Genomic DNA, 23,044 nt, shown 5'->3' with positions numbered 1-23,044 from the left:
CCAACATAAATCATTTATCTTTTTGCGCATGCTTTCATAGTCTGCTAATTGAAAGATAATTATAATATTGGATCTGGTTTTAAGATTGCTTAATCCGCCAGATTTTAAAGAAGACAGGATTATCAATGAGTATCATGCGTTCCATAGGCAATAATTTTGTGCCTATTCATAAAGAAGGCTATCCATTTATTGCGGTGTTTTTTGTGGTTTCACTGCTCCTTGGTTGGGCATGGGCTCCACTTTTTTGGGTAGGTTTGGTACTGACAATTTGGTGTATTTATTTCTTTCGCGATCCAGAGCGTTTTACGCCAGTTGCTGAGGGATTAGTTGTTAGCCCAGCAGATGGTAAAATTTCTTTTGTTGGTGAAATGATAGCGCCTAAAGAACTTAATCTTGGCGATGAACCAGTTATTCGTATTTCGGTGTTTATGAATGTATTTTCCTGCCATGTTAACCGTATTCCAATAGATGGTAAAATTAAATCTATGGTTTATCGTCCTGGTAAATTTGCTAATGCCGAACTTGATAAGGCGAGTGAAACCAATGAGCGCAATTGTGTTGTGCTTGAAACGAAGCATGGCGATATTGGCGTTGTGCAAGTGGCTGGCCTTGTAGCAAGGCGTATTGTGTGGTGGGTTCATGATGGTGCAGAGCTTGAAACTGGTAAGCGTTTTGGTCTTATTCGTTTTGGATCGCGTCTTGATGTTTATTTGCCTAAAAATGCCAATATACGTGTTGGGGTTGGTCAAACGGCGGTTGCCGGTGAAACGGTTTTGGCAATGTTCGATAATGGCGAAAGCCTAACTGATTTTAGAATGGATTGACGACATGAAAAGTGCATCGCCATTTCCTCCTTTTGAACCAGATAATAATAGTGAAAGCGAGCATCATAAGCGCCGTGCGCCGATTGCTATGCGCTATCTTGTTCCCAATGTTATTACCGTTTTAGCCATTGTTGCGGGTTTAAGCAGCATTCGTATGGCGATTGAGCACCGTTTTGAAAGTGCAATCTTCATGATGCTTATTGCTGCGGTTCTTGATGGCATTGATGGTCGTATTGCGCGCTTGATGAACGGCTCTTCGCCTTTTGGTGAACAGATGGATTCGCTAGCTGATGCGATAAATTTTGGCGTTGCGCCGGCAATTATCTGTTATATCTATATTCTAGATCAAGCACGTAATTTTGGTTGGATGGCTGCGGTTGTCTATTGTGTTGCTTGTTGTTTACGCCTTGCCCGCTTCAATGTCGCATTGGAGCGTCACGATACGCCAGATTGGCAAAAGCACTATTTTGTAGGCATTCCAGCCCCTGCAGGTGGTTGCCTGTTGGTTCTACCCATTTATCTTGGTGCTTTTGATTTGCCGGTTAATCATGTCACAGGCGTTATTTTCAGCATTTACACCTTAGCTATTGCCTTTTTGATGGTATCAAAATTACCGGTTTATAATGGCAAATCTATCGGTAAAGGTGTGCGTCGTGATATTGTTGTGCCGCTTATGTTGGTGATCGTTGCCTATGTTGTTTTATTGGTGAGCTATACATGGCTTACACTTACTATATCGGCCTTTTTATATCTTATTTTTTTGCCGATCAGTGTTTTCACTTATCATCGCCAAGAACAAAAAGAAAAACTGCGTAATTTTGACAAAGATATTGCGCCGTCATAAAATATGAGCTGCAAATTTAATTAAAATGCAATGAGCAAATTGCTGGCCATATTGGCCGATGCTCAATTAGTAGAATCGAATCGGATAAAAAATGCTTGAAAAAAATTATGATTCACAAGCCATCGAGCCACGTATTGCTAAAGAGTGGGAAGATAAAGGTTCTTTTAAAGCAGGTGCAGGTTCAAAACCAGGTGCTGAAGCTTTTGCAATCGTTATTCCTCCGCCAAATGTTACTGGCTCGCTGCATATGGGCCATGCGCTCAATAATACCATTCAAGATATTTTGGTTCGTTTTGAACGAATGCGCGGCAAAAATGTGCTTTGGCAACCAGGTATGGATCATGCTGGTATTGCAACCCAAATGGTGGTGGAGCGCCAATTGGCAGAGCGCAAGGAGCCAGGCCGCAGAGATATGGGGCGGACAAAATTTGTCGAGCGCATTTGGCAATGGCGGGATGAATCAGGTGGTATGATTGCCAATCAATTACGCCGTCTTGGTGCATCTTGTGACTGGTCGCGTGAACGCTTTACAATGGATGAGGGGCTTTCTAAAGCGGTATTAGAAGTTTTTGTAACTTTGCATCGCCAAGGTCTTATTTATAAAGATAAGCGTCTTGTTAATTGGGATCCAAAGCTTAATACTGCCATTTCGGATCTTGAGGTGGAGCCGCGCGAGGTTAATGGCAATTTATGGCATTTCCGTTATCCACTTGAAGGCAAGACCTTTAATGTTGAAGATGAAAAAAGCTTTATCGTGGTTGCAACCACTCGTCCAGAAACTATGCTTGGCGATAGTGGTATTGCGGTTAATCCTGAAGACCCACGCTATAAGGCTTTAATTGGTACATATGCGATTTTGCCGTTTGTTGGTCGTAAGTTAAAAATTGTTGGCGATGATTATGCAGACCCTGAGGCAGGTTCTGGCGCGGTGAAAATTACCCCTGCCCATGATTTTAACGATTTTGAAGTTGGTAAGCGCAATAATTTACGTGCTATTAACATCATGACGCCAGACGCTAAAATTACCTTGCGCGGTAATGAAGGTTTTATGGAAGGATTGCAGCAGGTTGATACGCTTAATCAGCTTTTAGATCAGCTTGACGGCATGGATCGTTTTGCCGCGCGCAAGCTTATTATTGAGATGATGGAAGAAGCTGGTTATCTTGCCAAGATTGAAGCGCATCTTCATAAGGTTCCCCATGGGGACCGTGGTGGCGTGCCGATTGAACCTTTATTGACCGACCAATGGTATGTTAATGCAGGAGAATTGGCAAAGCCTGCTATTGAAGCCGTTCGCAGTGGTCGCACCGCAATTATTCCAGCTAATTGGGATAAAACTTATTATCATTGGATGGAAAATATTGAGCCATGGTGCATTTCACGCCAATTATGGTGGGGACATCAAATTCCAGCTTGGTATGGCCCTGATGGTCATATTTTTGTAGAAAAAAGCGAAGCAGAAGCGTTTGAAGCAGCCCAAAAGCATTATGGAGAAGTGGTTGAGTTAAAGCGCGATGAAGATGTACTCGATACATGGTTTTCATCCGCACTTTGGCCTTTTTCCACCATGGGTTGGCCGGAAAAGACTGCAGAGCTTGCGACCTATTATCCAACCAGTGTGGTGGTTACTGGTTTTGATATTTTGTTCTTTTGGATTGCTCGTATGATGATGATGGGCATTCATTTCATGGATGAAGTGCCTTTTGATACCATTTATATGCATGCGTTGGTGCGTGATAAAGATGGTGCTAAAATGTCTAAGGCTAAAGGTAATGTAATTAATCCTTTAGAACTGATGGATGAATATGGTGCAGATGCTTTGCGCTTTACCTTGGCTATTATGGCAGCGCAGGGCAGGGATGTTAAGCTTGACCCAACCCGTATTGCCGGTTATCGCAATTTTGCTACCAAATTGTGGAACGCAACACGCTTTGCTGAAATGAATGGTGCAGCTCATGACCACAATTTTAAGCCAGAAAATGTTAACCTATCGCTTAATCGCTGGATTTTGACAGAATTGAGCCGCACAGTTGCTGAAGTGACGAGCGGTATTGAAAGCTACCGCTTTAATGACGCAGCAGCAAGCTTATATCGTTTTGTCTGGAATTTCTTCTGTGATTGGTATTTGGAGCTTATTAAGCCAGTATTTCTCGGCGATGATGAAATGCAAAAGCAAGAAACACGAGCTTGCGTTGCTTGGTGCTTGGATGAGATTTATAAGCTGTTGCACCCATTTATGCCATTTATCACGGAAGAATTATGGGCCCATACCGCAGGTGAGGGGCAAAGCCGCGATGCAATGCTGGTTGTGACGAAGTGGCCAAGCATTGATTATCAGGATAAAGAAGCTGCTGATGATATTAATTGGTTGATTGATGTTGTATCTGGTATTCGCTCGCTACGGGTAGAAATGAACGTTTCTGCCGGTGCTATGGCACCCTTGGTTGTGCTTGAAGCCGATCAGCTGACTAAAGATCGGTTAGAGCGTCATGAAGTCGCTTTAAAACGCCTTGCCCGTTTGGAAAGCATCACCCTTGCCAATGTTGCACCAGAGCAAGCAGCGCAAACCGTGCTCGGCGGCGTTACTTTCTCGCTTCCGCTTGGCAGCTTGATTGATTTTGATGCCGAGCGTGCCCGCCTTAATAAAAGCATTGGTAAAATCGATATTGAGATTGGCAAACTATCTTCAAAACTCAATAATGAAAAATTTGTTGCCAATGCGCGTCCTGATGTAGTGGAAACTGAGCGCGCTCGTTTGGAAGAATGTTCGCAAGAGCGTGAAAAGCTGGAAAAGGCACTTGCTCGCCTTGGGTAAAATAAACTGGCTTTAGAGTGCGTCTATTTAATTGCGTCAGTCATAAATGGGCGTGCTCACTGCAGCTAGTACTTAAAAATCCAAAAGGTTGAAGTGAGTCATCATTTATAACCGCTGCTCTTAATCATTTAACTTTTGCAAAAAATCAAGAGTGCCACTATAAAACAAAATTAATTTCGAACTTCTATTCCCCAAGAGCGAAATGCCTCTCGCGATTTTTCATATTCTTCATAAGGGATATTTTTTATTAAAAGGAAGTTTTCTTGACGATCTTTCAATTTAAAAATAAGAGAATTATCAACAAAGACAACATATTCAACATTTTTAAAGAAAAATACCCCTTTTGTTAGTCCCAATTGAAATTTAACAACTCCATTTGGTTCATCACTTGTTGTTGGCAAATTATTTTGAAATGATACAGAGCCATATTGTTCAATCGGATAGCTAATAGAAGCGGCAATATAAATATAATTATCTTCGTATTTCATACTATTAAAATCTACATCAATCGTCGCCATTATGTTAAACTCCCTTTTCTATTAGCTGTAGTACTTGGTATTTTCATTTAAATTACCAAATTCTTGAACTTTTGGCATAACTAACAGTTTGAGTATTTGCATTATTCAATATTTTTTATCTGCATTTAAAAATAATGGTACTCAATATAAATCATATACATTTAATGTGTGTCATATGAAAATATTTACTATGAAAGATCAAGTATAAATATACGAAATAGAAAAGATAAAAGGCTAATGCCTATCCGTTAATTAAAATTGATAATCTATTTATTTTGGCTTTATGCTACTTTTAACGCAAGTTTTTTTGCTGTCTTAATTTAAAATAATTCGGCGATTTTTGTAAATCAATAAAATATCGTGGGTGAATATACATAACTCTAAAAGGTTATTGTACAATATTGATGCCAGTTTAAATGATGATGTTAAAATAAAAAATCCAGATTATTGTAACAATAATCTGGATTTTTCATTTATAAATCTATTCAGCTTAACGAGTAAACTTATGCTTTTTCGTAAAGCTCAAGCACGAAATCCCAATTGATGAGATTGTCGATAAATGCTTCAAGATATTTAGGACGAGCATTGCGGTAATCGATATAATAGGAATGTTCCCAAACATCGACACCAAGAATTGGTGTTGCACCATGCACGAGTGGGTTTTCACCATTTGGTGTTTTCATGATTTCAAGCTTGCCATCTTTAACAGCAACCCAAGCCCAACCAGAGCCGAATTGACCGACGCCTGCGGCAATAAAATCGGCGCGGAATTTATCAAAACCGCCTAAATCGCTTTCAATTGCTTTTGCTAGCTTTTCTGGCAATTTATTGCCGCCGCCATTTTTTTTCATCCATTGCCAGAACAATGTGTGGTTATAATGCTGGCCGGCATTATTGAATAATGGTTGGTTTTTGCCATAGCTACCTTTAACCACCTCTTCAAGGCTTTTACCTTCAAAGCCAGAATCCTTGATAAGGTTGTTACCTGCTGTGACATAAGCAAGATGATGCTTGTCGTGGTGATATTCTAAAGTCTCACGTGACATATATGGCCCTAATGCATCATAGGCATATGGAAGCTCGGGTAATTCAAAAGCCATCTCATCTATCTCCTTAAATGATTTTATAACTCAAAAACGGAATTATTCATTTATTGGCTAGCAGTCGACCATTTATGAGTGGTCATTGCAAGCAATAATTTTTCCGATTCTTATAGGATAATGTGGTGTGATGACAGGAAAAAGACAAGCCCATATCCTGATTTGTTCATGAGATAATCGCGGAGGCTTTGAAAAACATGATGATCTAAGCCTAGATTTCATTAAAATTTTTTTAAAGTTATTTTTCGCCTTAAGGATGTATCTTTAAAAATGCTTAATAAAAGCAATAGCTTTTGACTTTATGAAACTGGCTTTAATCTAAATGGTGATAAATATAGCTGCAAAATTTTAGTTTGTTTTTTGCGCTGCTTTTCTCTTCAATAATAGGTGATAATTATGCTTCTTGGTGATAATATAAATATATTCGCAAAATCTGCCATGATTGGCGCAGCTATCAAATAATGTTATTGACGGTTGGGTGAAAAATTATTGATCATGCTGAACTTGAAATATTCTATTTATTTAGTTTATAGCTGCAATATTACTGCATATTGAAATTCGTGGGGTTGTAGATTTTATGATAAAGACAAGCGCGGTCAATAATACCCCACAAAAGCGATTGCGGTTGCAAAAGCTTGATATATTGCGTGCTATTGCGTTAATTGGCATGGTGGTATTCCATTTTAGCTGGGATCTTGCTTATTTTCGCTATATTTCGGCTGATACAATAGCTAATGGTTGGCTGACGGATTTGGCCCATATTGTCGCCAGTAGCTTTTTGTTTTTAAGTGGCTTTAGCCTTTATCTTGCGCATAGCAATGGAATAAACTGGCATGCATTTACGCGGCGATTTATTGCTATCATTTTTGCAGCCGGTTTGGTAAGCTTAGCGACCTTTTATATTCTGCCTGATAATTTCATTTATTTTGGTATTCTACATGAAATCGCCTTAACTAGTTTTGTTGGCTTGTTGTTTTTGCGTATGCCTTGGCTAATTAATGTCATTGTTGCTGCAGCCGTGTTTTATGCACCAAATTTTTTACCCCCTGTTTATGGAAATATATTTTTATGGCTAGGATTAAATCCGGCGCCACCATCAACTTTTGATTATGTACCATTCTTCCCATGGTTTTCCGCAGGTCTGCTAGGCTTAACCCTTGCGCAGTTAATGGATAAGTTAAATGTTTTGTCGCTTTTGCAGGCTGGTATCAAACCAAATTTTTTAAACCGAATGTTACAATGGTTTGGTCGCCATACGCTTCTTATCTATCTTATTCATCAGCCAATTTTAATGGCGGGATTTTTTGTATATTCTAGTATAATTCCGCCACGTGAGCCAACAATTGCTGAAATAAGGGTTACTGCGGAAAATGAATGTCGTAAATTTGCTGGATTGGGAGATGATGAAAGCACGAAATTTTGCGCCTGTGCTTTTGATGAGTTGGACAAACAAGGTCTTTTAGCCGATTTTTTACATGGGCTTATAGATCTAACTGATGATCGTGTTGATCATATTCGTTCAACTTGTCTTGTTGGCGATGATGTATTGGAAACTCCTGCGCAGAATGCAAATTAACTGCGTATTTTAAAAACACTAAATTAAGCTTATTACCGCATTACGCCAAGTTCGGCCAAACGTTCAAATGAGCGATCTTCAAGGCGCTCAAGATCATCTAATTGATCATTTATATCTTGGCGCATTTGTTTAAGCTTCTGGCGCTGCGTATTGATGTGGTCAAGAATATGACGCAAAGTTTGACCATCTTGCGAGGCATGATCGTTTATGTGTAATAATTGTTGAATTTCGTCTAACGAAAAATTAAGTCGTCTTGCACGCAAAATTGCAGTAATTCTATTATGATCTAATTGAGAATAAAGGCGCATGCGGCCTTGTCTTATGGGTTGAATAAGGCCTTCATCCTCATAATAACGCAGTGTTCTTGGGGTAATGTTAAATTCCTTGGTAAGGTCTTTTATGGTGTAAAATTCGCGTATCATATCATTCTAACCCCGTAAGAGTCTTTGTTGCTTTATTGGGCTTGTGGCTTTACCAAAGACCAAACCACCAAGCCGCCAGTCCGAGGAATGAAAAAAAACCTACAACATCAGTAATCATAGTGACAAATACTGATGATGCAATGGCAGGATCTGCGCCAAAGCGGTTTAACAATAGCGGAGTTAAAATACCGCCTAATGCCGCAGCAAGCATATTGATCACCATTGCAGCCGCTATAATACAGCCAAGGTCTGCTGACCAGTAATGCAAACCAGCAGCTGTGCCAATAAGTAAAGCAAAAAGCGTGCCGTTTAACAGTCCTATCGTCAATTCGCGGCGAATAACGCGGGCAGCGTTGTAGATATCAATGTCTTTTGTCGCAACGGCGCGTACCGTTACCGTCATAGTTTGGGTGGCAGCATTACCGCCCATAGAGGCAACAATAGGCATAAGGGCAGCAAGTGCCACCATTTCTTTAATAGTACCGTCAAAAATACTAATAATAGAGGCTGATGCGAGAGCTGTAAGCAAATTGACTGATAGCCAAGGTAAGCGCGATTTAGCGGTTGATAAAACACTGTCCGAGAGTTCTTCATCGCCAACACCGCCCATGCGCATCAAATCTTCTTCAGCTTCCTGCTGGATAACATCAACCACGTCATCAATGGTTAAAACACCAAGCAAGCGATCATTTTCATCTACAACTGCAGCGGATAGCAAGTCATATTGGCCAAAAATTTGCGCAGCTTCTTCCTGATCCATCGTCGCTGGAATGACATGGCGTGCTTCATGCATTACCTCATCAACACGTACCGGTCTTTGAGTGCGTAATAAACGGTCAAGATCGAGGCTACCCATAAGCCTAAATGTCGCATCAATGACAAATATTTGCGAAAAATGATCCGGTAAATTTTGCTCCTCCCGCATATAATCAATAACTTGACCAATGGTCCAGAATGGTGGCACTGCAACAAATTCTGTTTGCATGCGGCGGCCAGCGCTTTCTTCTGGAAAATCGAGCGAACGGCGAAGGCGAACTTGTTCCGTAAAGGGAAGTTTAGCAAGGATTTCTTGTCGGTCGTCATCATCAAGATCTTCAAGCAGATAAACCGCATCATCGGAATCAATATCTTGCACACCTTCGACAATTTGCTGCGTTGGTAGCGCGTCCATAATTTCAAGGCGCACAGCCTCATCTACTTCGGTAAGGGCTGTAAAGTCGAAACTCTCACCAAGTTGCATGATAAGCTCAGGGCGTTGCTCCGGCTCTAACGCATCAATAAGGTGACCAAGTTCTGAGGGATGAAGTGAGGCGACATTTTCATCCAAAAAGAGTGCATTATTTTCTAAAACTGCATTTTCAACCGCTTCCAGAAATTGTCCTGAAATAACGCCGTCTTCATTATAAATATCAACCGCTGGAAATTCGCGATTGTCTGCTTTGTTTGGATTTGCTTCGCTCATAGATATTGATTCTTGTGTTAGCGGTTTTAAAGTGGTTTCATTGTTAAAACATATTAATGACAAAATATGCATTAATTTTGGAATTAAACTATTTTTTGGAAGGGCTTGTAAACAAGGCGCGATGTATGGCTGTGTACGCAATCAACAGGATAGTGGTCTTTTGCTCATTTATCTACAGCCAATTTTTTAGGTTTTTAGGCGTTTTGTATGTTGATCTAATGTTTAATTCAAGAATCTTTTAGGTTGAGTTATCTTTATGGGTACCCTTGAGAAAAGCAATTTCCCATGGCTCTTTATTTTTTTGGGAAATGCTTATTGCTTATGACAAAATCCTTGAAATATTATCCTTTTAACTTAATTAACTTCATGTATGGTAGATCATTGTTAAAAATATTAGTAAAATTGAATTTTGTTGGGTTTAAACGCAAGATTAACAAGAAATTGTATCGCAATTTGCTTTAAAAGGCGATATTGAACGTAATGCAAAATTTTTTGAAACCGCAATGATGTGCTTATGTTTGTTGAATTGATAGTATTGTGTTTAAAAAACAAAAAATTATGGTTTGTCATTTTATAAGCATAATTATTTGTCAGGTAAGTTTTAAGTGATGCAACAATGTTTGATGATGTTTGCTCTATTATTTTAAGTTCTATTAATTTATGTATAATACATGAAAATGGCTTATAGCGAATGTTTAAAAACCTGTTGGCTATGCTAGAATATATAAGTTTAAAAATATTTGGCTGGTTTTATTGATGATATTGTCCAATCTAGACAATAGTAGCTAGTCATCTAATTGGAGCAAGTAAATGAAGTTTAATATCCTCAGCGCTATTAGTGCAATTTGTGTTGCCATGTTTGCTGTGCCTGCGATTGCACAAGATGCAAATCAAGGCCTCGTTCGCAATCAGCCAGCAGCAGGAGATAATGGCGGTGCTCCGGCAAATGTTCAAACTGAAACGTTTGGTGATTGGGTCTATCGTTGTACAGATGTTAAGGTTAGTGATCAATTTACAAAAAATTGTGAAGTTTTACAAATTCGCCAAGCAAAACAAGGCGACCGTACGGCCAATGTTTTGATCATGGCTATTGCTCAGGTAAATGGCGAAAAGCCAGGCGATAAGCCAGTGCTTATGTTGACGACCGTTGTACCGCTTAATGTCTTCTTACTTGAAGGCATCCTTTTCACAGTTGAAAAGCAAAATGTCATGCAGTTGCCGTTCCGTTATTGCAACCAGCAAGGTTGCTGGGCGCAGGTGCTTTTGGATGAAAAAACCCTTGCCACCTTTAAAAAGGGTAATGAAGGTAAGGCGCGCTTTATGGTCATGAATAATCAAGTTGCTGATGTGGAGTTCTCACTTAAAGGCATGACGAAAGCCCTTGAAAGATTGCAAGCAAGCAAGAATTAATATTTAAAACCCGTTTTAAATAATAAAATCCCATTCATGGAAACCACGAATGGGATTTTTTTTGAATGCTTGACTTTATCTTTTTTATTGGAATAGCACCTTCTACCCTTGTGAAGTTGCTTTAGTGAATAATTTTAATTTGTCCATGAAATAGTATTCAAACCAAATGATCAAAAGATGGAATTGTTATGGACCAACAAAAAGATCAACAACATTCTATTCCAAAGCGAGACGTCGCAGCGGTTGTGCTTGGCAATGCTATCGAGTTTTTTGATTTTACTTTATACGCAGCATTTGCGGTTATCATCGCCAAAGCTTTTTTTCCTTCCCAAAATGAGCTAACCAGTTTGCTTGGCTCGGTTATGACCTTTTCTGTTGGTTTTGTTGCGCGCCCCTTAGGAGCTATTTTTATCGGTCAATATGCAGATAAAGCCGGCCGTAAAGCCGCTATGCTGCTGACCATGGTGCTTATGGCTATTGGTACTGGTGGCATGGTTGTATTACCTAGCTTTGCAACACTTGGCATTTTAGCCCCTATCTTATTGATTATTATCCGTTTGCTTCAAGGGCTTGCTTGGGGTGGTGAGGCTGGACCTTCAATTACTTTTATGATGGAGGCCGCACCAGCCAATAAGCGGGCGTTTTTTACCAGTTGGCAAATTGTGGCGCAAGGCTGCGCAGCAATTACTGCTGGTTTATTTGGTTTTTTCCTTGCCAAATATTTAAGTCCTGAACAGTTGGCGAGTTGGGGGTGGCGTATTCCCTTCGCTGTTGGTTTGATGATTTTGCCGCTTGGTCTATTCATGCGGCGTCATTTAAAAGAAACCTATCATGCTCCAAAATCTTTAGCCGCAATGTCATCGCATGAACTTGTTATTAATGCGTGGGTAAAATATCGGCGGATGATAATTTTAGGCATGCTTGTCTTATCTGGTGCAACAATCACCCAATATTTCTTAAATTACATGACCACTTATGCTTTAACTGAGCTTAAATTAACTGCCGACTATGCCATGATTTCTACTCTTATCATGGGTATTGCTATGGTATGTTTTGGTTTGATTGGCGGTCTATGCGCCGACCGCTTTGGGCGCAAAAAAACCATTATTATTCCGCGCATTATTTTGTTGTTTTTGCTGTTTCCGGGGCTTTATGTTGCAAACCTTTATAGCAATGTTTTTGTATTCTATGCGGTGATTATTGTCTTTACCGCCTTGCAAAATATAAGTGGTGCTGGGTTGGTGGTACTGCTTTGCGAGAGTTTTCCGCAATATATAAGGGCAAGTGGTTTTTCGATGACCTACGCTTTTGGAATTACTATTTTTGGCGGAACAGCGCAGCCGATTTTCACTTTTATACTTCAATATAGTGAAAATCCGCTATCACCTGCTTATTATCTTATCATCACCAATATTATGTGTATTGTGGCGACATTGTTTTTTATTGAGCCTAAAATATCAAAAAGCTAAGAATAGCTTATCTATTTGATCTATAATACAAAATAATGCGTTGGCTAATTGATTTAAGCCAGCGCATTTTGATTATGCACTTTCAGCAAGTTTAGAAAGTTGTGTCATGACGAGCGCAGTGCCATTAAGCCGCTTTTCAGCACTTTGCCAATCTCTAATAAAGACAATGCTTTGATCTGGGCGGATTTTTGCCATGGAACCCTGCTCAGCAATATATTTAACCAAGCCCACCCCATTAGCAAATGTGCCATTGCGGAATTGAATAACCACACCTTTAGGGCCTGCATCAACTTTTTCAACATTAGCCTTACGACAAAGGGCTTTAATGTAAACTATCTTTAATAGATGTTGCACTTCTAGCGGCATTGCGCCAAAGCGATCGATAAGTTCCGCGCCAAATGCATCAATTTCTTGCGCGTTTTCAAGGTCTGATAGACGGCGATAGAGCCCAAGGCGTAGTTGCAAATCTGGTACATAATTCTCAGGAATCATCACTGCCGTACCAATAGCAATTTGCGGTGACCATTGGTTGTCTTCAACTTCGCCTGTGCCCTTCATTTCAGCAACGGCCTCTTCCAACATTTGTTGATAAAGTTCAAAACCAACTTCTTTAATATGACCTGATTGCTCATCACCAAGAAGATTGCCTGCACCACGAATATCCATGTCGTGGCTCGCGAGTTGGAAACCTGCGCCGAGAGTATCAAGCGATTGTAATACTTTTAAGCGCCGTTCTGCTTGTGGAGTGAGGATGCGTGAAGCAGGCAAAGTAAACAAAGCATAAGCCCGTTGTTTCGAGCGACCAACACGGCCACGTAATTGATAAAGCGCTGCAAGGCCAAACATGTCTGCTCTGTGGACGATAAGTGTATTGGCAGTTGGAATATCAAGTCCTGATTCAACAATGGACGTTGAAAGCAACACATCATATTGCCCATCATAAAAGGCATTCATGATATCGTCAAGCTGGCCTGGTGCCATTTGACCATGAGCGGTTGCAACCTTTAGTTCAGGTACATGGCTGCTTAAAAATTCTTTCACTTCATCAAGGTCTGAGATTCTAGGGCAAACATAAAAACTTTGTCCACCGCGATAATGCTCGCGCAATAAGGTTTCACGCAAAATCAAAGGATCAAAAGGCGAGATAAAGGTGCGCACTGCCATACGATCAACTGGTGGCGTTGCAATAAGTGATAATTCACGAACGCCAGTTAAAGCAAGTTGTAATGTGCGCGGAATAGGCGTTGCAGAAAGAGTTAAAACATGAATATCACTTTTTAGCTCTTTTAACCGCTCCTTATGCTTAACACCAAAATGCTGTTCTTCATCGATGATAAGCATGCCTAAATTAGCAAAATCTATGGTTTTGCCAAGCAAAGCATGAGTACCAACAACAATATCAACCGTGCCTTCAGCAATACCTTTTTTAGTAGCAGTTAGTTCTTTTGATGTGACAAGGCGCGATGCGTGACCAATATTAATCGGCAAGCCTTGGAAACGTTGGACGAAAGTTTTATAATGTTGGCGTGAAAGAAGCGTGGTGGGTACAACGACCGCCACTTGATAACCATTAAGAGCGGCAACAAAGGCCGCACGAATAGCAACTTCAGTTTTACCAAAGCCTACATCACCGCAAATAAGGCGATCCATCGGGCGTCCAAGGCCCAAATCATCAACCACTGCATCAATAGCATTTTGCTGGTCTTCGGTTTCATCATAAGGAAAGCGGGCAATAAATTCGTCATAAAGCCCTGCGGGTGGAATGAGCGCGGGCGCATGGCGCATTTGCCGTTCAGCTGCAATTTTAATGAGTTGACCAGCCATTTCAAGCAGGCGTTTTTTGAGCTTGGCTTTGCGGGCTTGCCAGGCAACACCGCCCAATTTATCAAGCATCGCTTCGCTTGCCTCACCACCAAAGCGTGATAGCAACTCAATGTTTTCAACCGGCAAAAATAGTCGATCATCGCCAGCATAGTGAAGTTCAAGGCAGTCATGAGGGGCGCCTGCCGCGGTAATAGTTTTAAGGCCAATAAACCGTCCAATACCATGATCGACATGCACAACAATATCGCCACTATTAAGCGAGGTTGATTCGCTAATGAAATTGGCATTTTTCTTGCGTCTTTTGGCTTGGCGGATAAGTCGGTCGCCAAGAATATCTTGTTCGGCAATGACGATTAAGTCTTCAGCAACAAAACCATGCTCAATGGTTACAATACCGGCAGTAATGCGATCACGCGGTGTTGCTTTAACAATTGCAAGCGATGAGGCTTTTTCGACCTTTTTCAAGCCATGCTCATCTAATATCTGACAAAGCCGATCAAGCGATCCTTCGCTCCAACCAGCAAGTAATATTTTTTTACCCTCTGCCCGTAACATTGCAAGATAGTCAACAACTGCGCTGAAAAGATTGATATTATCATCATTGCGTTCAGGCGCGAAGTCACGCACGCTGCTTGTTTTAGCGTGGATAAGACGGGCCGTTCCAACATCAGGCATTGAAAATGGCGTAAAGTCAATGCGTTGACCACTTTGCTTTTGTGCGGCAAATAGCTTTACTGGAGAAAGGTACAGTAAATCAGGTACTAGCGGATGATAAGGAGTTGCCTGCGCCGTGCCTTTGATAAGTTCGCCTTCTCGGCGCGATTCGTAATATTCGCAAATGAGCGCATGGCGCTCATCCATCGCCTCTGCGGCCAAATGATCAAAGATAACTGGCATTGCGCCACAATGATCAAAAATCGTGTCCATCTCGTCAAAGAATAATGGCAACCAATGTTCCATACCAGCAAAACGACGGCCTTCAGAAATTGCTTCATAAAGCGCGTCACCCGGTTGCGGGGCGCCAAAACGCTGGATATAAGCTTTTCTAAAATGGCTTATCCGCTCTTTTGAAAGCGTGATCTCGCTCATTGGTTGCAAGGAAAAGCTTTTGCGCGTGGTAGTTGTGCGCTGGCTTGCAGGATCAAAGGCGCGAATAGTTTCAAGCGTATCGCCAAAAAAATCAAGTCGAACCGGCTCGCTGTCGCCTGGCGCAAAAAGATCCACAATACCACCGCGTACGGCATATTCGCCAATATCGCGTACAGTCGTAACCCGCTCAAAACCATTTTTGCTAAGATGTTCAAGCAATTTATCCATAGCAAAGCTTTGACCAGGCCGCGCATGAATAAGTTCATCTTGCAAGGCTTTACGTGGGGGAAGTCTTTGTAATACCGCATTGGCAGTGGTTAAAATAAGTGCTTGATGCGGCTTTTCCCGTAATGCTGCCATGGCACCAAGAGCTGCGAGGCGACGCGCTGAAATAACCTGACTTGGTGAAACACGATCATAGGGAAGGCAGTCCCAAGCTGGAAATTGCAAAATTGGCAAATCTGGATTGATGAATTTGATTGCGCTTTCAATATCATCAAGCTTTTGACCATCGCGGCCAATAAACAAAATAGGACCGCCAGATTCCTCCACCAATTTTGAAAGTGCAAAAGGTTGATAACCTTCTAGCACATTGTCAATGATGACATGAGGGGCAGAGATTTGCGAAAGTAAAAATTTTGAAAATACAGCCATGTCTCAATCATTTAGATAGGTAAAGGAAATTAATTGCAAAGTAGCAATTATTCGTGTCAGTTTTGCAATCGTGAATTTTAATCAATAGAAAAGTCTAAAATAAAGATTTAACGACTTAAACTTAAAGCAGATATTACGCGTTAAATAGTCGTCACTTATAATGGTTAGGCAGGCGATTTTAATTCTCAATATCAGTTTGGTAAATGGTTTTAGCATCTACCAAATAGTAAATGCATATGATTTGTATGGGTATATAAGCATTTAGGCTGGAAAATCCATCCTAGTGCGATAATCTAATATGTCTCGAAATAAAGGAGAATCAACATCTGCAGGTACAGGAATTTCTCCTGTTGCCCATGTCAGAAGATCGCGATCTTCAAATGACATAATATGTTCAAGTTCATCAAGGCCAAGATCTGTCATTTGTGCTATATGGGCATCAACATATTGACCAAGGATAAGATCCATTTCACGAATCCCGCGATGCCACGCGCGAAAAATTATTTTGCGTCTTCGTGCATCAAGATCGGTAGTGACGGCTTTGGAGCCAGTCATTGGCAGTTCTCCTTTTTAATGTTTTTTGATCTATAAATGAGTTTTTTCATGCTGTGAAGCTTTTTTGCACATATAAGAATGCTTCCAAGGTATTTAGGCTATCTAAACGAGCTTAAATTGATTAGAAGGTGTTGAAGCCACAGGGCCTAAAGATTTACATAAACTTTAATGTATTTTTTGTGAATTGATAGAGATCAAAAAATGTTTAATCAATTATTTTGGCAATTTATAAGGTGCAATTATAGCTTTTAAATATGCTAATTAAAAATAAGATTTAAGATGCAAAACAAATGTGAAATAACCAAAATTAAGCACCTATATGCTGGGTTTTTAGCCTGTATTCCAACACTGCTTGGTTATTGGGCTATTGGCTTTGCCTGTGGGGCGGTTGGAAATGTAACTGGCTTTTCAACTTTTGAAATTGTTATGATGAGTGTATTTATTTATGCAGGATCTGCGCAATTTTTGTTTTATCAATTTGCTGCAGCTGGGGCAGGGGTGATTGCTATTGCATTGGCTATTGGGTTTATAAATTTACGCTATTTGCTGATTAACACCTATATGTCGCAATTTTTTTCAAAGTCTTCTTGGTGGGAAAAATTGGTGGCTGGAGCGTTGATTACCGATGAAACTTTTGGCGTTGCATCGCAATATGCATTGAAAAATAACAATCAATTACCATTTTATTGGCTTCTTGGTCTAAATGTAACCGCGTGGTTAAGCTGGATTTTTGCCAATTTGGTAGGAAGTTTTTTTGCTTCACTTTTGCCGCTTTGGTTGCGTGATAGTTTGTCTTTTAGTCTTGTTGGCATGTTCGTTGGCCTGTTATTGCTTGGTTGGTTTGCCAGCAGAACTCGTATTCTTGATATTATTGTCATGGTTATTGCTGTTGCAGTAATTGTTTTAACTCATGATCTGTTTTCTACAGACAAGATATTGGAAAACCTTTCCACTCTTATAGCAACGATCATTGCCGCAACTATTGCAACCATTGTTTTAATGTGGCGGCCAAAGAAGACGAAAGGAAAAAATAATGACCGCTAATATTTTGGCTGCAATTGCAGCATCAGCATTGGTTACGTTTATTATTCGTGTTTTTCCAATTATGGTTTTGGCTCATCGCCCTTTTCCTGTCATTATACGCAATTGGCTATCATTTGTGCCAACGGCTATTTTAACCGCTATCATAACGGTTGAGGTAATGGGTAAGCAGGAAGTTACTTCTTTTGGGATGTCAGTGGCATTGCTTGCAACACTTGCATCATTTATTGCTGGTTTTGCAACGCGAAGCTTGTTTGTAGCTGTAATAGCAAGTATTCTAGGCTTTTTACTGTTTCAAAATATATAGCTTTTAATTTATAGCTGTATGATGAAGAAAATGCTTTAGCATTTAGATTTACTGATGGTTTTAATTCGTATAACTAAAAATATGAAGCATTAAATTATGCAATTGCTGTGTTGCAACAAAATACCTTAATTTATAACTGTGCATGCGCTTTGAAAATTAATCAAGCGCATGCATTTAATATCTTTACTTAACGACCTGTTGTTGGAATGCCAGCAGGTGCTGCTGATGTACCAGTAATTAACTGGTTGAGGAATGATTGATCACGACCACCTGTTGGTGTGGTGTTAGAAGCAAAATCAAACAGACGACCGTCTTGTAAGCCATAATTTGCAATTTTTTTGACGATACCTTGTCCATCAAAATAGATAGCCAAAATTTTGCGATCGATAATTTTAGCTTTCATGAATTGCGCACCGCGATAACGCGTTTGCGAAATATAATAAAATACCTCATTGTCAAATATTGCTGTTGTTGAAGGAGTTCCAAGAGCAAGCAATACTTGATCACGGCTTGATCCAACCGGAATTGAATCAAGAGCTTCTTGATCAACTACATAACCTTCAACATAAGTCTGGCTTGTTTTTAGAAGATCAGTTGTATTGCACGCAGTTGTTGCAAAGGCAACACCAGCAAGCAATGCAATGGTTATTCCGTTTTTAAAACGCTTTCGGGCAAAATTTATGCGCGACAAGGACATCTCCTTTTATGGCATGGTTTAGGGCTGGCCCCGTTTGGTTATATAAAGCTGTCTATGAGGTAAACTAGCTTTAATACATTTGCAACCATAGATATGCGCAAAAGTCTTACCAATCCAGACAAAAACCACAAAATCTTTGATAATTTTGACCATTTCAAAATAAATAATCGTCTTGACGTTAATAACGAGATCTTGGCATCAGCAAGGCGAATTTGTAGAAAATACGACAAAAATGCAATTTTTTTATTTAATTTGCATAATTATCCCCCATTTATTATAGATCTATTTTAAAAAATGTATGGCTGTTGATTTTATGTGCTTAAGTTTTTACTGGAATTAATTTTATATCTTGGATTTAGGTTGAAAAACGCTATAATTTTTTTAGCTGCAAGGTGTAGCCTATTGAACAATTGAAAGGATTTATTATGTCAAACAATGCGAACACTCTTATGGCATTTGCTTTGGCATTTCCTGTCAATATCCGTTCATTGCCCCCCAAGGGAGTTGATTTAACTTTAAAAACGGATGAAAAGGAACGGCAGGCACTGGCTAAAAATCATAATCTGCTTGACGTCACGTTTTTCGAGGCGACAATACATATCAACCCATGGAAACGGCAAGGTGTAAAGCTCAGCGGCAAATTACATGCAAAAATAATTCAAGAATGTATAATTAGTGCTCAGCCTGTTGATAGCGTTATTGAAGAAGATATTGAATTAATATTGGTTCCAGAAGGTAGCCGTTTATCGGAAATTGTCCAAAATAATGCCCATGAATTGTTTTTAGATCCTGATGGGCCAGACGTACCCGATAGTTTTAAAGGAACTGAAATTGATGTTGGGGCTATTGTTGAGGAGTTTTTTGAATTGGCAATTGATTCTTATCCTCGCGCCTCAGGGGTAGAGTTTGAAGGGGTGGAATTTGCAAAAACAGATGCTAGCAATGAAAAGAAGCCTTCGCCTTTCGCAGTTTTAAGTGGTTTAAAGCAGAAATAATCGAAAAAAAAATTAAATTAATTGTTGTTTGTGGCAAGAAAAACGTTATTTTGCCGCTTTAAATTGGCTTAAATATCTTAAAACTTATTACAGATATCTTTATCTATGAATCAGGGACAATACTTGTGATCAAAATTGCTGTCGATGCGATGGGGGGCGATATCGGCCCAGAAGTGACAATAGCCGGTGCCGCGATCGCGATCAAACACTATCCCGATATGGAATTAATTTTTTATGGTTTGGCTGATCAGGTAGAGCCAGTACTGGCTAAATATCCACAGCTAAAAGCTGTTTCAACCTTTGTTGCAACCGAAACTGCAACAGGTATGGATGAAAAGCCAAGTCAAGCCTTACGCAATGGGCGAAATAAATCGTCGATGTGGTTCGCTGTTGAAGCCGTTAAAAAAGGTGAGGCAGATGCTTGTGTCTCAGCGGGCAATACTGGCGCGTTAATGGCTATGTCTTATTTTTCTTTACGAATGCTTGCAGAAGCTGAGCGTCCTGGCATTGCTGGCATTTGGCCAAATCTACGCGGTGAAGGCATTGTGTTGGACATTGGCGCAACGATTGGCGCTGATGCGAATCAGTTGATTGATCTTGCAGTTATGGGCGCGGGCATGTGCCGTGCTCTTTATGGAATAAAACGTCCAACCGTTGGTCTGTTGAATGTTGGAGTTGAGGAGGTTAAAGGCCTTGATGAAATCAAAAAAGCGGGGCAAATTTTAAAGCAAGTTGAGCTTGAAGGGCTTGAATATAAGGGGTTTGTTGAAGGAAACGATATAGGAAAAGGCACTGTCGACGTTGTTGTTACCGAAGGATTTACCGGCAATATTGCTTTAAAGGCTGCTGAGGGAACCGCAAGACAAATTGCTGAAATTTTAAAACAGGCTATGCAACGCTCAATCTGGACGAAAATTGGCTATCTTTTTTCAAAAAGCGCTTTTAAAACCTTGCGTGAAAAGTTAGATCCAAGCCGCGTTAATGGCGGTGTTTTGCTTGGTCTTAATGGTGTTGTTATAAAAAGTCATGGCGGAACCGACGCAGAAGGCTTCGCTTCTGCTTTACGTGTTGGGCATGAAATGGTACGAAATGAGCTTCTTGAAAAAATTGCAGTTGATCTTGCATATTTTCGCGAGCATAAGAGCAAACTATCATTGTCGGACGAGGAAAACGGCGAATGATTGTTTTGAATAAAGATATTATAAAACCGCGAAAAGCGGGCAATTGAGGTTTATAGAATGATACGATCTGTGATTTGCGGTATTGGTGCTGCTTTGCCGCGCCGGGTTGTGAAAAACTCTGAGCTTGAAAATATTGTTGAAACCTCAGATGCTTGGATTGTCCAACGTACTGGTATTGAGCAAAGATATATTGCCGATCCTGATGAAACGACGGTTTCTTTAGGTGTAAAAGCGGCGCAAGCTGCCCTAGCAAATGCCAATTTAACCATTGATGATATTGATCTTATCATTTTGGCAACGGCAACACCTAATCATACTTTTCCTTCGTCGGCGACTGAAATTCAACATGCGCTTGGTATGAAGCATGGTTTTGCATTTGATATTCAGGCGGTTTGCTCTGGCTTTGTTTTTGCACTTACAACAGCCGATAATTATGTGCGCAGCCAAATGGCTAAGCGTGTTTTGGTTATTGGTGCTGAAACCTTTTCTCGTATTCTTGATTGGCAGGACCGTACAACATGTGTTCTGTTTGGTGATGGGGCTGGCGCAGTTATCGTTGAGGCGATAGAGGAAAAAGGCACGACAAATGATCGTGGTATTTTAGCTGCAAAATTGCGTTCTGACGGCTCGCATATGGAGAAGCTCTTTGTTGATGGTGGGCCATCGACAACGCAAACAACAGGTCATTTACGCATGCAGGGGCGTGAAGTCTTCAAACATGCTGTAGGTATGATCACCGATGTGATCGAAGATTGCTTTGCTATTGCAAAGGTTAATGTTGATGATCTTGATTGGTTTGTTCCCCATCAGGCAAATAAAAGAATTATTGATGCATCTGCTAAAAAGATGAATATTCCCGATAGTAAAGTGGTTGTTACCGTCAATGAGCATGGCAATACATCCGCAGCTTCGGTTCCACTGGCGCTTGAAGCTGCCGTTAAAGACGGACGTATAAAAAAAGGTGATCTTGTATTACTTGAAGCTATGGGCGGCGGCTTTACTTGGGGTGCGATCTTATTACGCTGGTAAAAATGCATTTATTCAGCGTTTGCTTGCAAAAGAGCCTTGACCGTTTGAATAGAAAAAGTATAAACAAATTAAGTAAGTAATTAAAATTTGAAGGATTGCGAGTTATGGCAGGTAAAACCGTAACACGTGCAGATTTAGCTGATGCTGTCTGCAGGGAAGTCGGATTATCACGGACAGAGTCTGCAGCTTTGGTTGAAATGATCATTGATGAAGTCTGTAACGCGATTGTTAAAGGTGAGACAGTGAAATTGTCTTCTTTTGCAACATTTCAAGTACGTGATAAAAATGAACGTATTGGCCGTAATCCTAAAACTGGTGAGGAAGTGCCAATTTGTCCACGCCGGGTTATGACCTTTAAGGCATCTAATGTGCTAAAAAAGCGCGTTATTGATGGTCATTCAGTTGGCAAATAAGTTTTGTTGCTAAATATGTTTTGATAACTATGCTGTCATTGTGCTATGAAGCATTTTTGATATTTATAGTGATAAAATGATCGGCTTGTCCGATCATTTTCGTTTTAAACGCTTTTTATTTCTCACCAAATTGAAATATTAAAATTGTTTATTTTCGTAATCAAAAATGCCTAATTTCTGCTTTGTTGATTTTTAATAGCAAATCAGTCATTGATAAAGCAATTTTATTAGTGGTTCGTATATTGCGCATGCCCCAAATAATGATGAATTTTTCATCGAGGAGACTATGTTATGGAAAAAAGTCCTGAAGCATTTCGTACTATTAGCGAAGTTGCCGATATGCTTGGAATTCCGCAGCATGTTTTGCGATTTTGGGAAACGCGCTTTCCTCAAGTAAAGCCGATGAAGCGGGCAGGGGGGCGGCGTTTTTACCGTCCTAATGATGTTGATCTTATTACTGGTATTAAGCGGCTTCTTTATGATGAAGGTTATACGATTAAAGGTGTACAAAAGCTTTTAAAAGAAAATGGTGTAGCCTTTGTTTCTGCAATTGGTCAGGGCAATATTGATGCAGCTGAGGAAATTGCCAGAAAGAAACAGCAGGAGCAATCAGAAGATTTATTTCCTGATGATATTATTCCTGACAATAAAAGCGGGCGTAAGTTCTTTGGGCTTGTTAAAGATGATGAGGCTTTAGGGGCACGTAAGCCCAAATTATCTAAGGATAGCTCAACCCTCTTGCAAGAAGCTTTATTTGAACTTATTGAATGTAAGCGTTTGCTTGATCGCGCCCGCACCCAATAGACAAATTTTTGAGTG

General features: G+C 40.2%; 20 protein-coding genes. 13 read left to right on the top strand and 7 right to left on the bottom strand.

Annotation, left to right across the window (positions count from 1 at the left end):
* Nucleotides 1–125 precede the first annotated feature (125 nt).
* From H3299_RS08125 to H3299_RS08115, 3 genes are all read left to right on the top strand, one after another.
* Nucleotides 126–824, top strand: coding sequence for a phosphatidylserine decarboxylase (locus H3299_RS08125; protein ID WP_182417201.1), 699 nt, complete (start codon nucleotides 126–128; stop codon nucleotides 822–824).
* A gap of 4 nt (nucleotides 825–828) precedes the next feature.
* On the top strand, nucleotides 829–1,668 hold the full coding sequence (gene pssA, locus H3299_RS08120; RefSeq protein ID WP_182417200.1) for a CDP-diacylglycerol--serine O-phosphatidyltransferase: 840 nt from the start codon (nucleotides 829–831) through the stop codon (nucleotides 1,666–1,668).
* Between the two features lie 91 nt (nucleotides 1,669–1,759).
* Nucleotides 1,760–4,483 carry a valine--tRNA ligase gene (locus tag H3299_RS08115; RefSeq protein ID WP_182417199.1) on the top strand — a complete coding sequence of 908 codons (2,724 nt, stop codon included), beginning with the start codon at nucleotides 1,760–1,762 and terminating at the stop codon, nucleotides 4,481–4,483.
* Between the two features lie 170 nt (nucleotides 4,484–4,653).
* Here H3299_RS08115 and H3299_RS08110 read toward each other — a convergent pair whose 3' ends face one another.
* A complete protein-coding gene (locus H3299_RS08110; RefSeq protein ID WP_182417198.1) occupies nucleotides 4,654–5,001 on the bottom strand; it encodes a hypothetical protein in 348 nt (115 codons plus the stop codon).
* 503 nt (nucleotides 5,002–5,504) lie between these two features.
* Complete coding sequence (locus H3299_RS08105; RefSeq protein ID WP_182417197.1) at nucleotides 5,505–6,101, bottom strand: superoxide dismutase; 597 nt, start codon at nucleotides 6,099–6,101, stop codon at nucleotides 5,505–5,507.
* Nucleotides 6,102–6,678: 577 nt separating this feature from the next.
* Between H3299_RS08105 and H3299_RS08100 the strand changes: the two genes are divergently transcribed.
* Complete coding sequence (locus H3299_RS08100; RefSeq protein ID WP_182417196.1) at nucleotides 6,679–7,677, top strand: DUF1624 domain-containing protein; 999 nt, start codon at nucleotides 6,679–6,681, stop codon at nucleotides 7,675–7,677.
* A 32-nt stretch (nucleotides 7,678–7,709) separates the two neighbouring features.
* Here H3299_RS08100 and H3299_RS15725 read toward each other — a convergent pair whose 3' ends face one another.
* Together H3299_RS15725 and mgtE are read right to left on the bottom strand one after the other, a co-directional pair.
* Entirely contained in the window at nucleotides 7,710–8,099 is a 390-nt protein-coding gene (locus tag H3299_RS15725) for a MerR family transcriptional regulator (protein WP_182417195.1), read from the bottom strand.
* Between the two features lie 49 nt (nucleotides 8,100–8,148).
* Entirely contained in the window at nucleotides 8,149–9,561 is a 1,413-nt protein-coding gene (mgtE, locus tag H3299_RS08090) for a magnesium transporter (protein ID WP_182417194.1), read from the bottom strand.
* A gap of 810 nt (nucleotides 9,562–10,371) precedes the next feature.
* Here mgtE and H3299_RS08085 point away from each other — a divergent pair.
* Entirely contained in the window at nucleotides 10,372–10,971 is a 600-nt protein-coding gene (locus H3299_RS08085; protein ID WP_182417193.1) for an invasion associated locus B family protein, read from the top strand.
* 188 nt (nucleotides 10,972–11,159) lie between these two features.
* Nucleotides 11,160–12,440 carry an MFS transporter gene (locus H3299_RS08080; protein ID WP_182417192.1) on the top strand — a complete coding sequence of 427 codons (1,281 nt, stop codon included), beginning with the start codon at nucleotides 11,160–11,162 and terminating at the stop codon, nucleotides 12,438–12,440.
* A gap of 72 nt (nucleotides 12,441–12,512) precedes the next feature.
* On the opposite strand, the gene mfd is transcribed toward H3299_RS08080, so the two are convergent.
* Together mfd and H3299_RS08070 are read right to left on the bottom strand one after the other, a co-directional pair.
* Nucleotides 12,513–16,007, bottom strand: a complete 3,495-nt coding sequence (mfd, locus tag H3299_RS08075; protein WP_182417191.1) for a transcription-repair coupling factor — start codon at nucleotides 16,005–16,007, stop codon at nucleotides 12,513–12,515.
* 261 nt (nucleotides 16,008–16,268) lie between these two features.
* On the bottom strand, nucleotides 16,269–16,562 hold the full coding sequence (locus tag H3299_RS08070; RefSeq protein ID WP_182417190.1) for a succinate dehydrogenase assembly factor 2: 294 nt from the start codon (nucleotides 16,560–16,562) through the stop codon (nucleotides 16,269–16,271).
* Between the two features lie 279 nt (nucleotides 16,563–16,841).
* Between H3299_RS08070 and H3299_RS08065 the strand changes: the two genes are divergently transcribed.
* Complete coding sequence (locus tag H3299_RS08065) at nucleotides 16,842–17,606, top strand: AzlC family ABC transporter permease (RefSeq protein WP_182417189.1); 765 nt, start codon at nucleotides 16,842–16,844, stop codon at nucleotides 17,604–17,606.
* Nucleotides 17,596–17,910 (top strand): AzlD domain-containing protein, encoded by a 315-nt coding sequence (locus tag H3299_RS08060; RefSeq protein ID WP_182417188.1) that lies wholly within the window; start codon nucleotides 17,596–17,598, stop codon nucleotides 17,908–17,910. Before H3299_RS08065 ends, H3299_RS08060 begins: the two co-directional genes overlap by 11 nt.
* A 187-nt stretch (nucleotides 17,911–18,097) precedes the next feature.
* On the opposite strand, the gene H3299_RS08055 is transcribed toward H3299_RS08060, so the two are convergent.
* On the bottom strand, nucleotides 18,098–18,607 hold the full coding sequence (locus H3299_RS08055; protein WP_182417187.1) for an outer membrane protein assembly factor BamE: 510 nt from the start codon (nucleotides 18,605–18,607) through the stop codon (nucleotides 18,098–18,100).
* 425 nt (nucleotides 18,608–19,032) lie between these two features.
* Here H3299_RS08055 and H3299_RS08050 point away from each other — a divergent pair, with 425 nt between their 5' ends.
* The 5 genes from H3299_RS08050 to H3299_RS08030 all read left to right on the top strand — a co-directional run bounded on the left by H3299_RS08050 (nucleotide 19,033) and on the right by H3299_RS08030 (nucleotide 23,029).
* A complete protein-coding gene (locus tag H3299_RS08050; protein WP_182417186.1) occupies nucleotides 19,033–19,602 on the top strand; it encodes a DUF177 domain-containing protein in 570 nt (189 codons plus the stop codon).
* Between the two features lie 125 nt (nucleotides 19,603–19,727).
* Nucleotides 19,728–20,783 carry a phosphate acyltransferase PlsX gene (gene plsX / locus H3299_RS08045; protein WP_182417185.1) on the top strand — a complete coding sequence of 352 codons (1,056 nt, stop codon included), beginning with the start codon at nucleotides 19,728–19,730 and terminating at the stop codon, nucleotides 20,781–20,783.
* 57 nt (nucleotides 20,784–20,840) lie between these two features.
* Nucleotides 20,841–21,812 (top strand): beta-ketoacyl-ACP synthase III, encoded by a 972-nt coding sequence (locus H3299_RS08040; protein ID WP_182417184.1) that lies wholly within the window; start codon nucleotides 20,841–20,843, stop codon nucleotides 21,810–21,812.
* A gap of 104 nt (nucleotides 21,813–21,916) precedes the next feature.
* Nucleotides 21,917–22,225, top strand: coding sequence for an integration host factor subunit alpha (locus H3299_RS08035; protein ID WP_182417183.1), 309 nt, complete (start codon nucleotides 21,917–21,919; stop codon nucleotides 22,223–22,225).
* 291 nt (nucleotides 22,226–22,516) lie between these two features.
* Entirely contained in the window at nucleotides 22,517–23,029 is a 513-nt protein-coding gene (locus H3299_RS08030; RefSeq protein ID WP_182417182.1) for a MerR family transcriptional regulator, read from the top strand.
* Nucleotides 23,030–23,044 lie beyond the last annotated feature (15 nt).

Source organism: Bartonella sp. HY038, assembly GCF_014117425.1.
Taxonomy (GTDB): Bacteria; Pseudomonadota; Alphaproteobacteria; order Rhizobiales; family Rhizobiaceae; genus HY038.
This window is presented reverse-complemented; position numbering and strand designations above follow the sequence as displayed.

Excerpts from the sequence above, each read along its gene's own strand:
- H3299_RS15725 (WP_182417195.1), bottom strand. The coding sequence starts at position 8,099 with ATGATACGCGAATTTTACACCATAAAAGACCTTACCAAGGAATTTAAC.
- H3299_RS08080 (WP_182417192.1), top strand. The coding sequence starts at position 11,160 with ATGGACCAACAAAAAGATCAACAACATTCTATTCCAAAGCGAGACGTC.
- H3299_RS08100 (WP_182417196.1), top strand. The coding sequence starts at position 6,679 with ATGATAAAGACAAGCGCGGTCAATAATACCCCACAAAAGCGATTGCGG.
- H3299_RS08070 (WP_182417190.1), bottom strand. The coding sequence starts at position 16,562 with ATGACTGGCTCCAAAGCCGTCACTACCGATCTTGATGCACGAAGACGC.
- H3299_RS08060 (WP_182417188.1), top strand. The coding sequence starts at position 17,596 with ATGACCGCTAATATTTTGGCTGCAATTGCAGCATCAGCATTGGTTACG.
- H3299_RS08030 (WP_182417182.1), top strand. The coding sequence starts at position 22,517 with ATGGAAAAAAGTCCTGAAGCATTTCGTACTATTAGCGAAGTTGCCGAT.
- H3299_RS08050 (WP_182417186.1), top strand. The coding sequence starts at position 19,033 with ATGTCAAACAATGCGAACACTCTTATGGCATTTGCTTTGGCATTTCCT.
- H3299_RS08065 (WP_182417189.1), top strand. The coding sequence starts at position 16,842 with ATGCAAAACAAATGTGAAATAACCAAAATTAAGCACCTATATGCTGGG.
- H3299_RS08110 (WP_182417198.1), bottom strand. The coding sequence starts at position 5,001 with ATGGCGACGATTGATGTAGATTTTAATAGTATGAAATACGAAGATAAT.
- H3299_RS08115 (WP_182417199.1), top strand. The coding sequence starts at position 1,760 with ATGCTTGAAAAAAATTATGATTCACAAGCCATCGAGCCACGTATTGCT.
- H3299_RS08055 (WP_182417187.1), bottom strand. The coding sequence starts at position 18,607 with ATGTCCTTGTCGCGCATAAATTTTGCCCGAAAGCGTTTTAAAAACGGA.
- H3299_RS08125 (WP_182417201.1), top strand. The coding sequence starts at position 126 with ATGAGTATCATGCGTTCCATAGGCAATAATTTTGTGCCTATTCATAAA.
- mgtE (WP_182417194.1), bottom strand. The coding sequence starts at position 9,561 with ATGAGCGAAGCAAATCCAAACAAAGCAGACAATCGCGAATTTCCAGCG.
- H3299_RS08035 (WP_182417183.1), top strand. The coding sequence starts at position 21,917 with ATGGCAGGTAAAACCGTAACACGTGCAGATTTAGCTGATGCTGTCTGC.
- pssA (WP_182417200.1), top strand. The coding sequence starts at position 829 with ATGAAAAGTGCATCGCCATTTCCTCCTTTTGAACCAGATAATAATAGT.
- H3299_RS08085 (WP_182417193.1), top strand. The coding sequence starts at position 10,372 with ATGAAGTTTAATATCCTCAGCGCTATTAGTGCAATTTGTGTTGCCATG.
- H3299_RS08040 (WP_182417184.1), top strand. The coding sequence starts at position 20,841 with ATGATACGATCTGTGATTTGCGGTATTGGTGCTGCTTTGCCGCGCCGG.
- mfd (WP_182417191.1), bottom strand. The coding sequence starts at position 16,007 with ATGGCTGTATTTTCAAAATTTTTACTTTCGCAAATCTCTGCCCCTCAT.
- H3299_RS08105 (WP_182417197.1), bottom strand. The coding sequence starts at position 6,101 with ATGGCTTTTGAATTACCCGAGCTTCCATATGCCTATGATGCATTAGGG.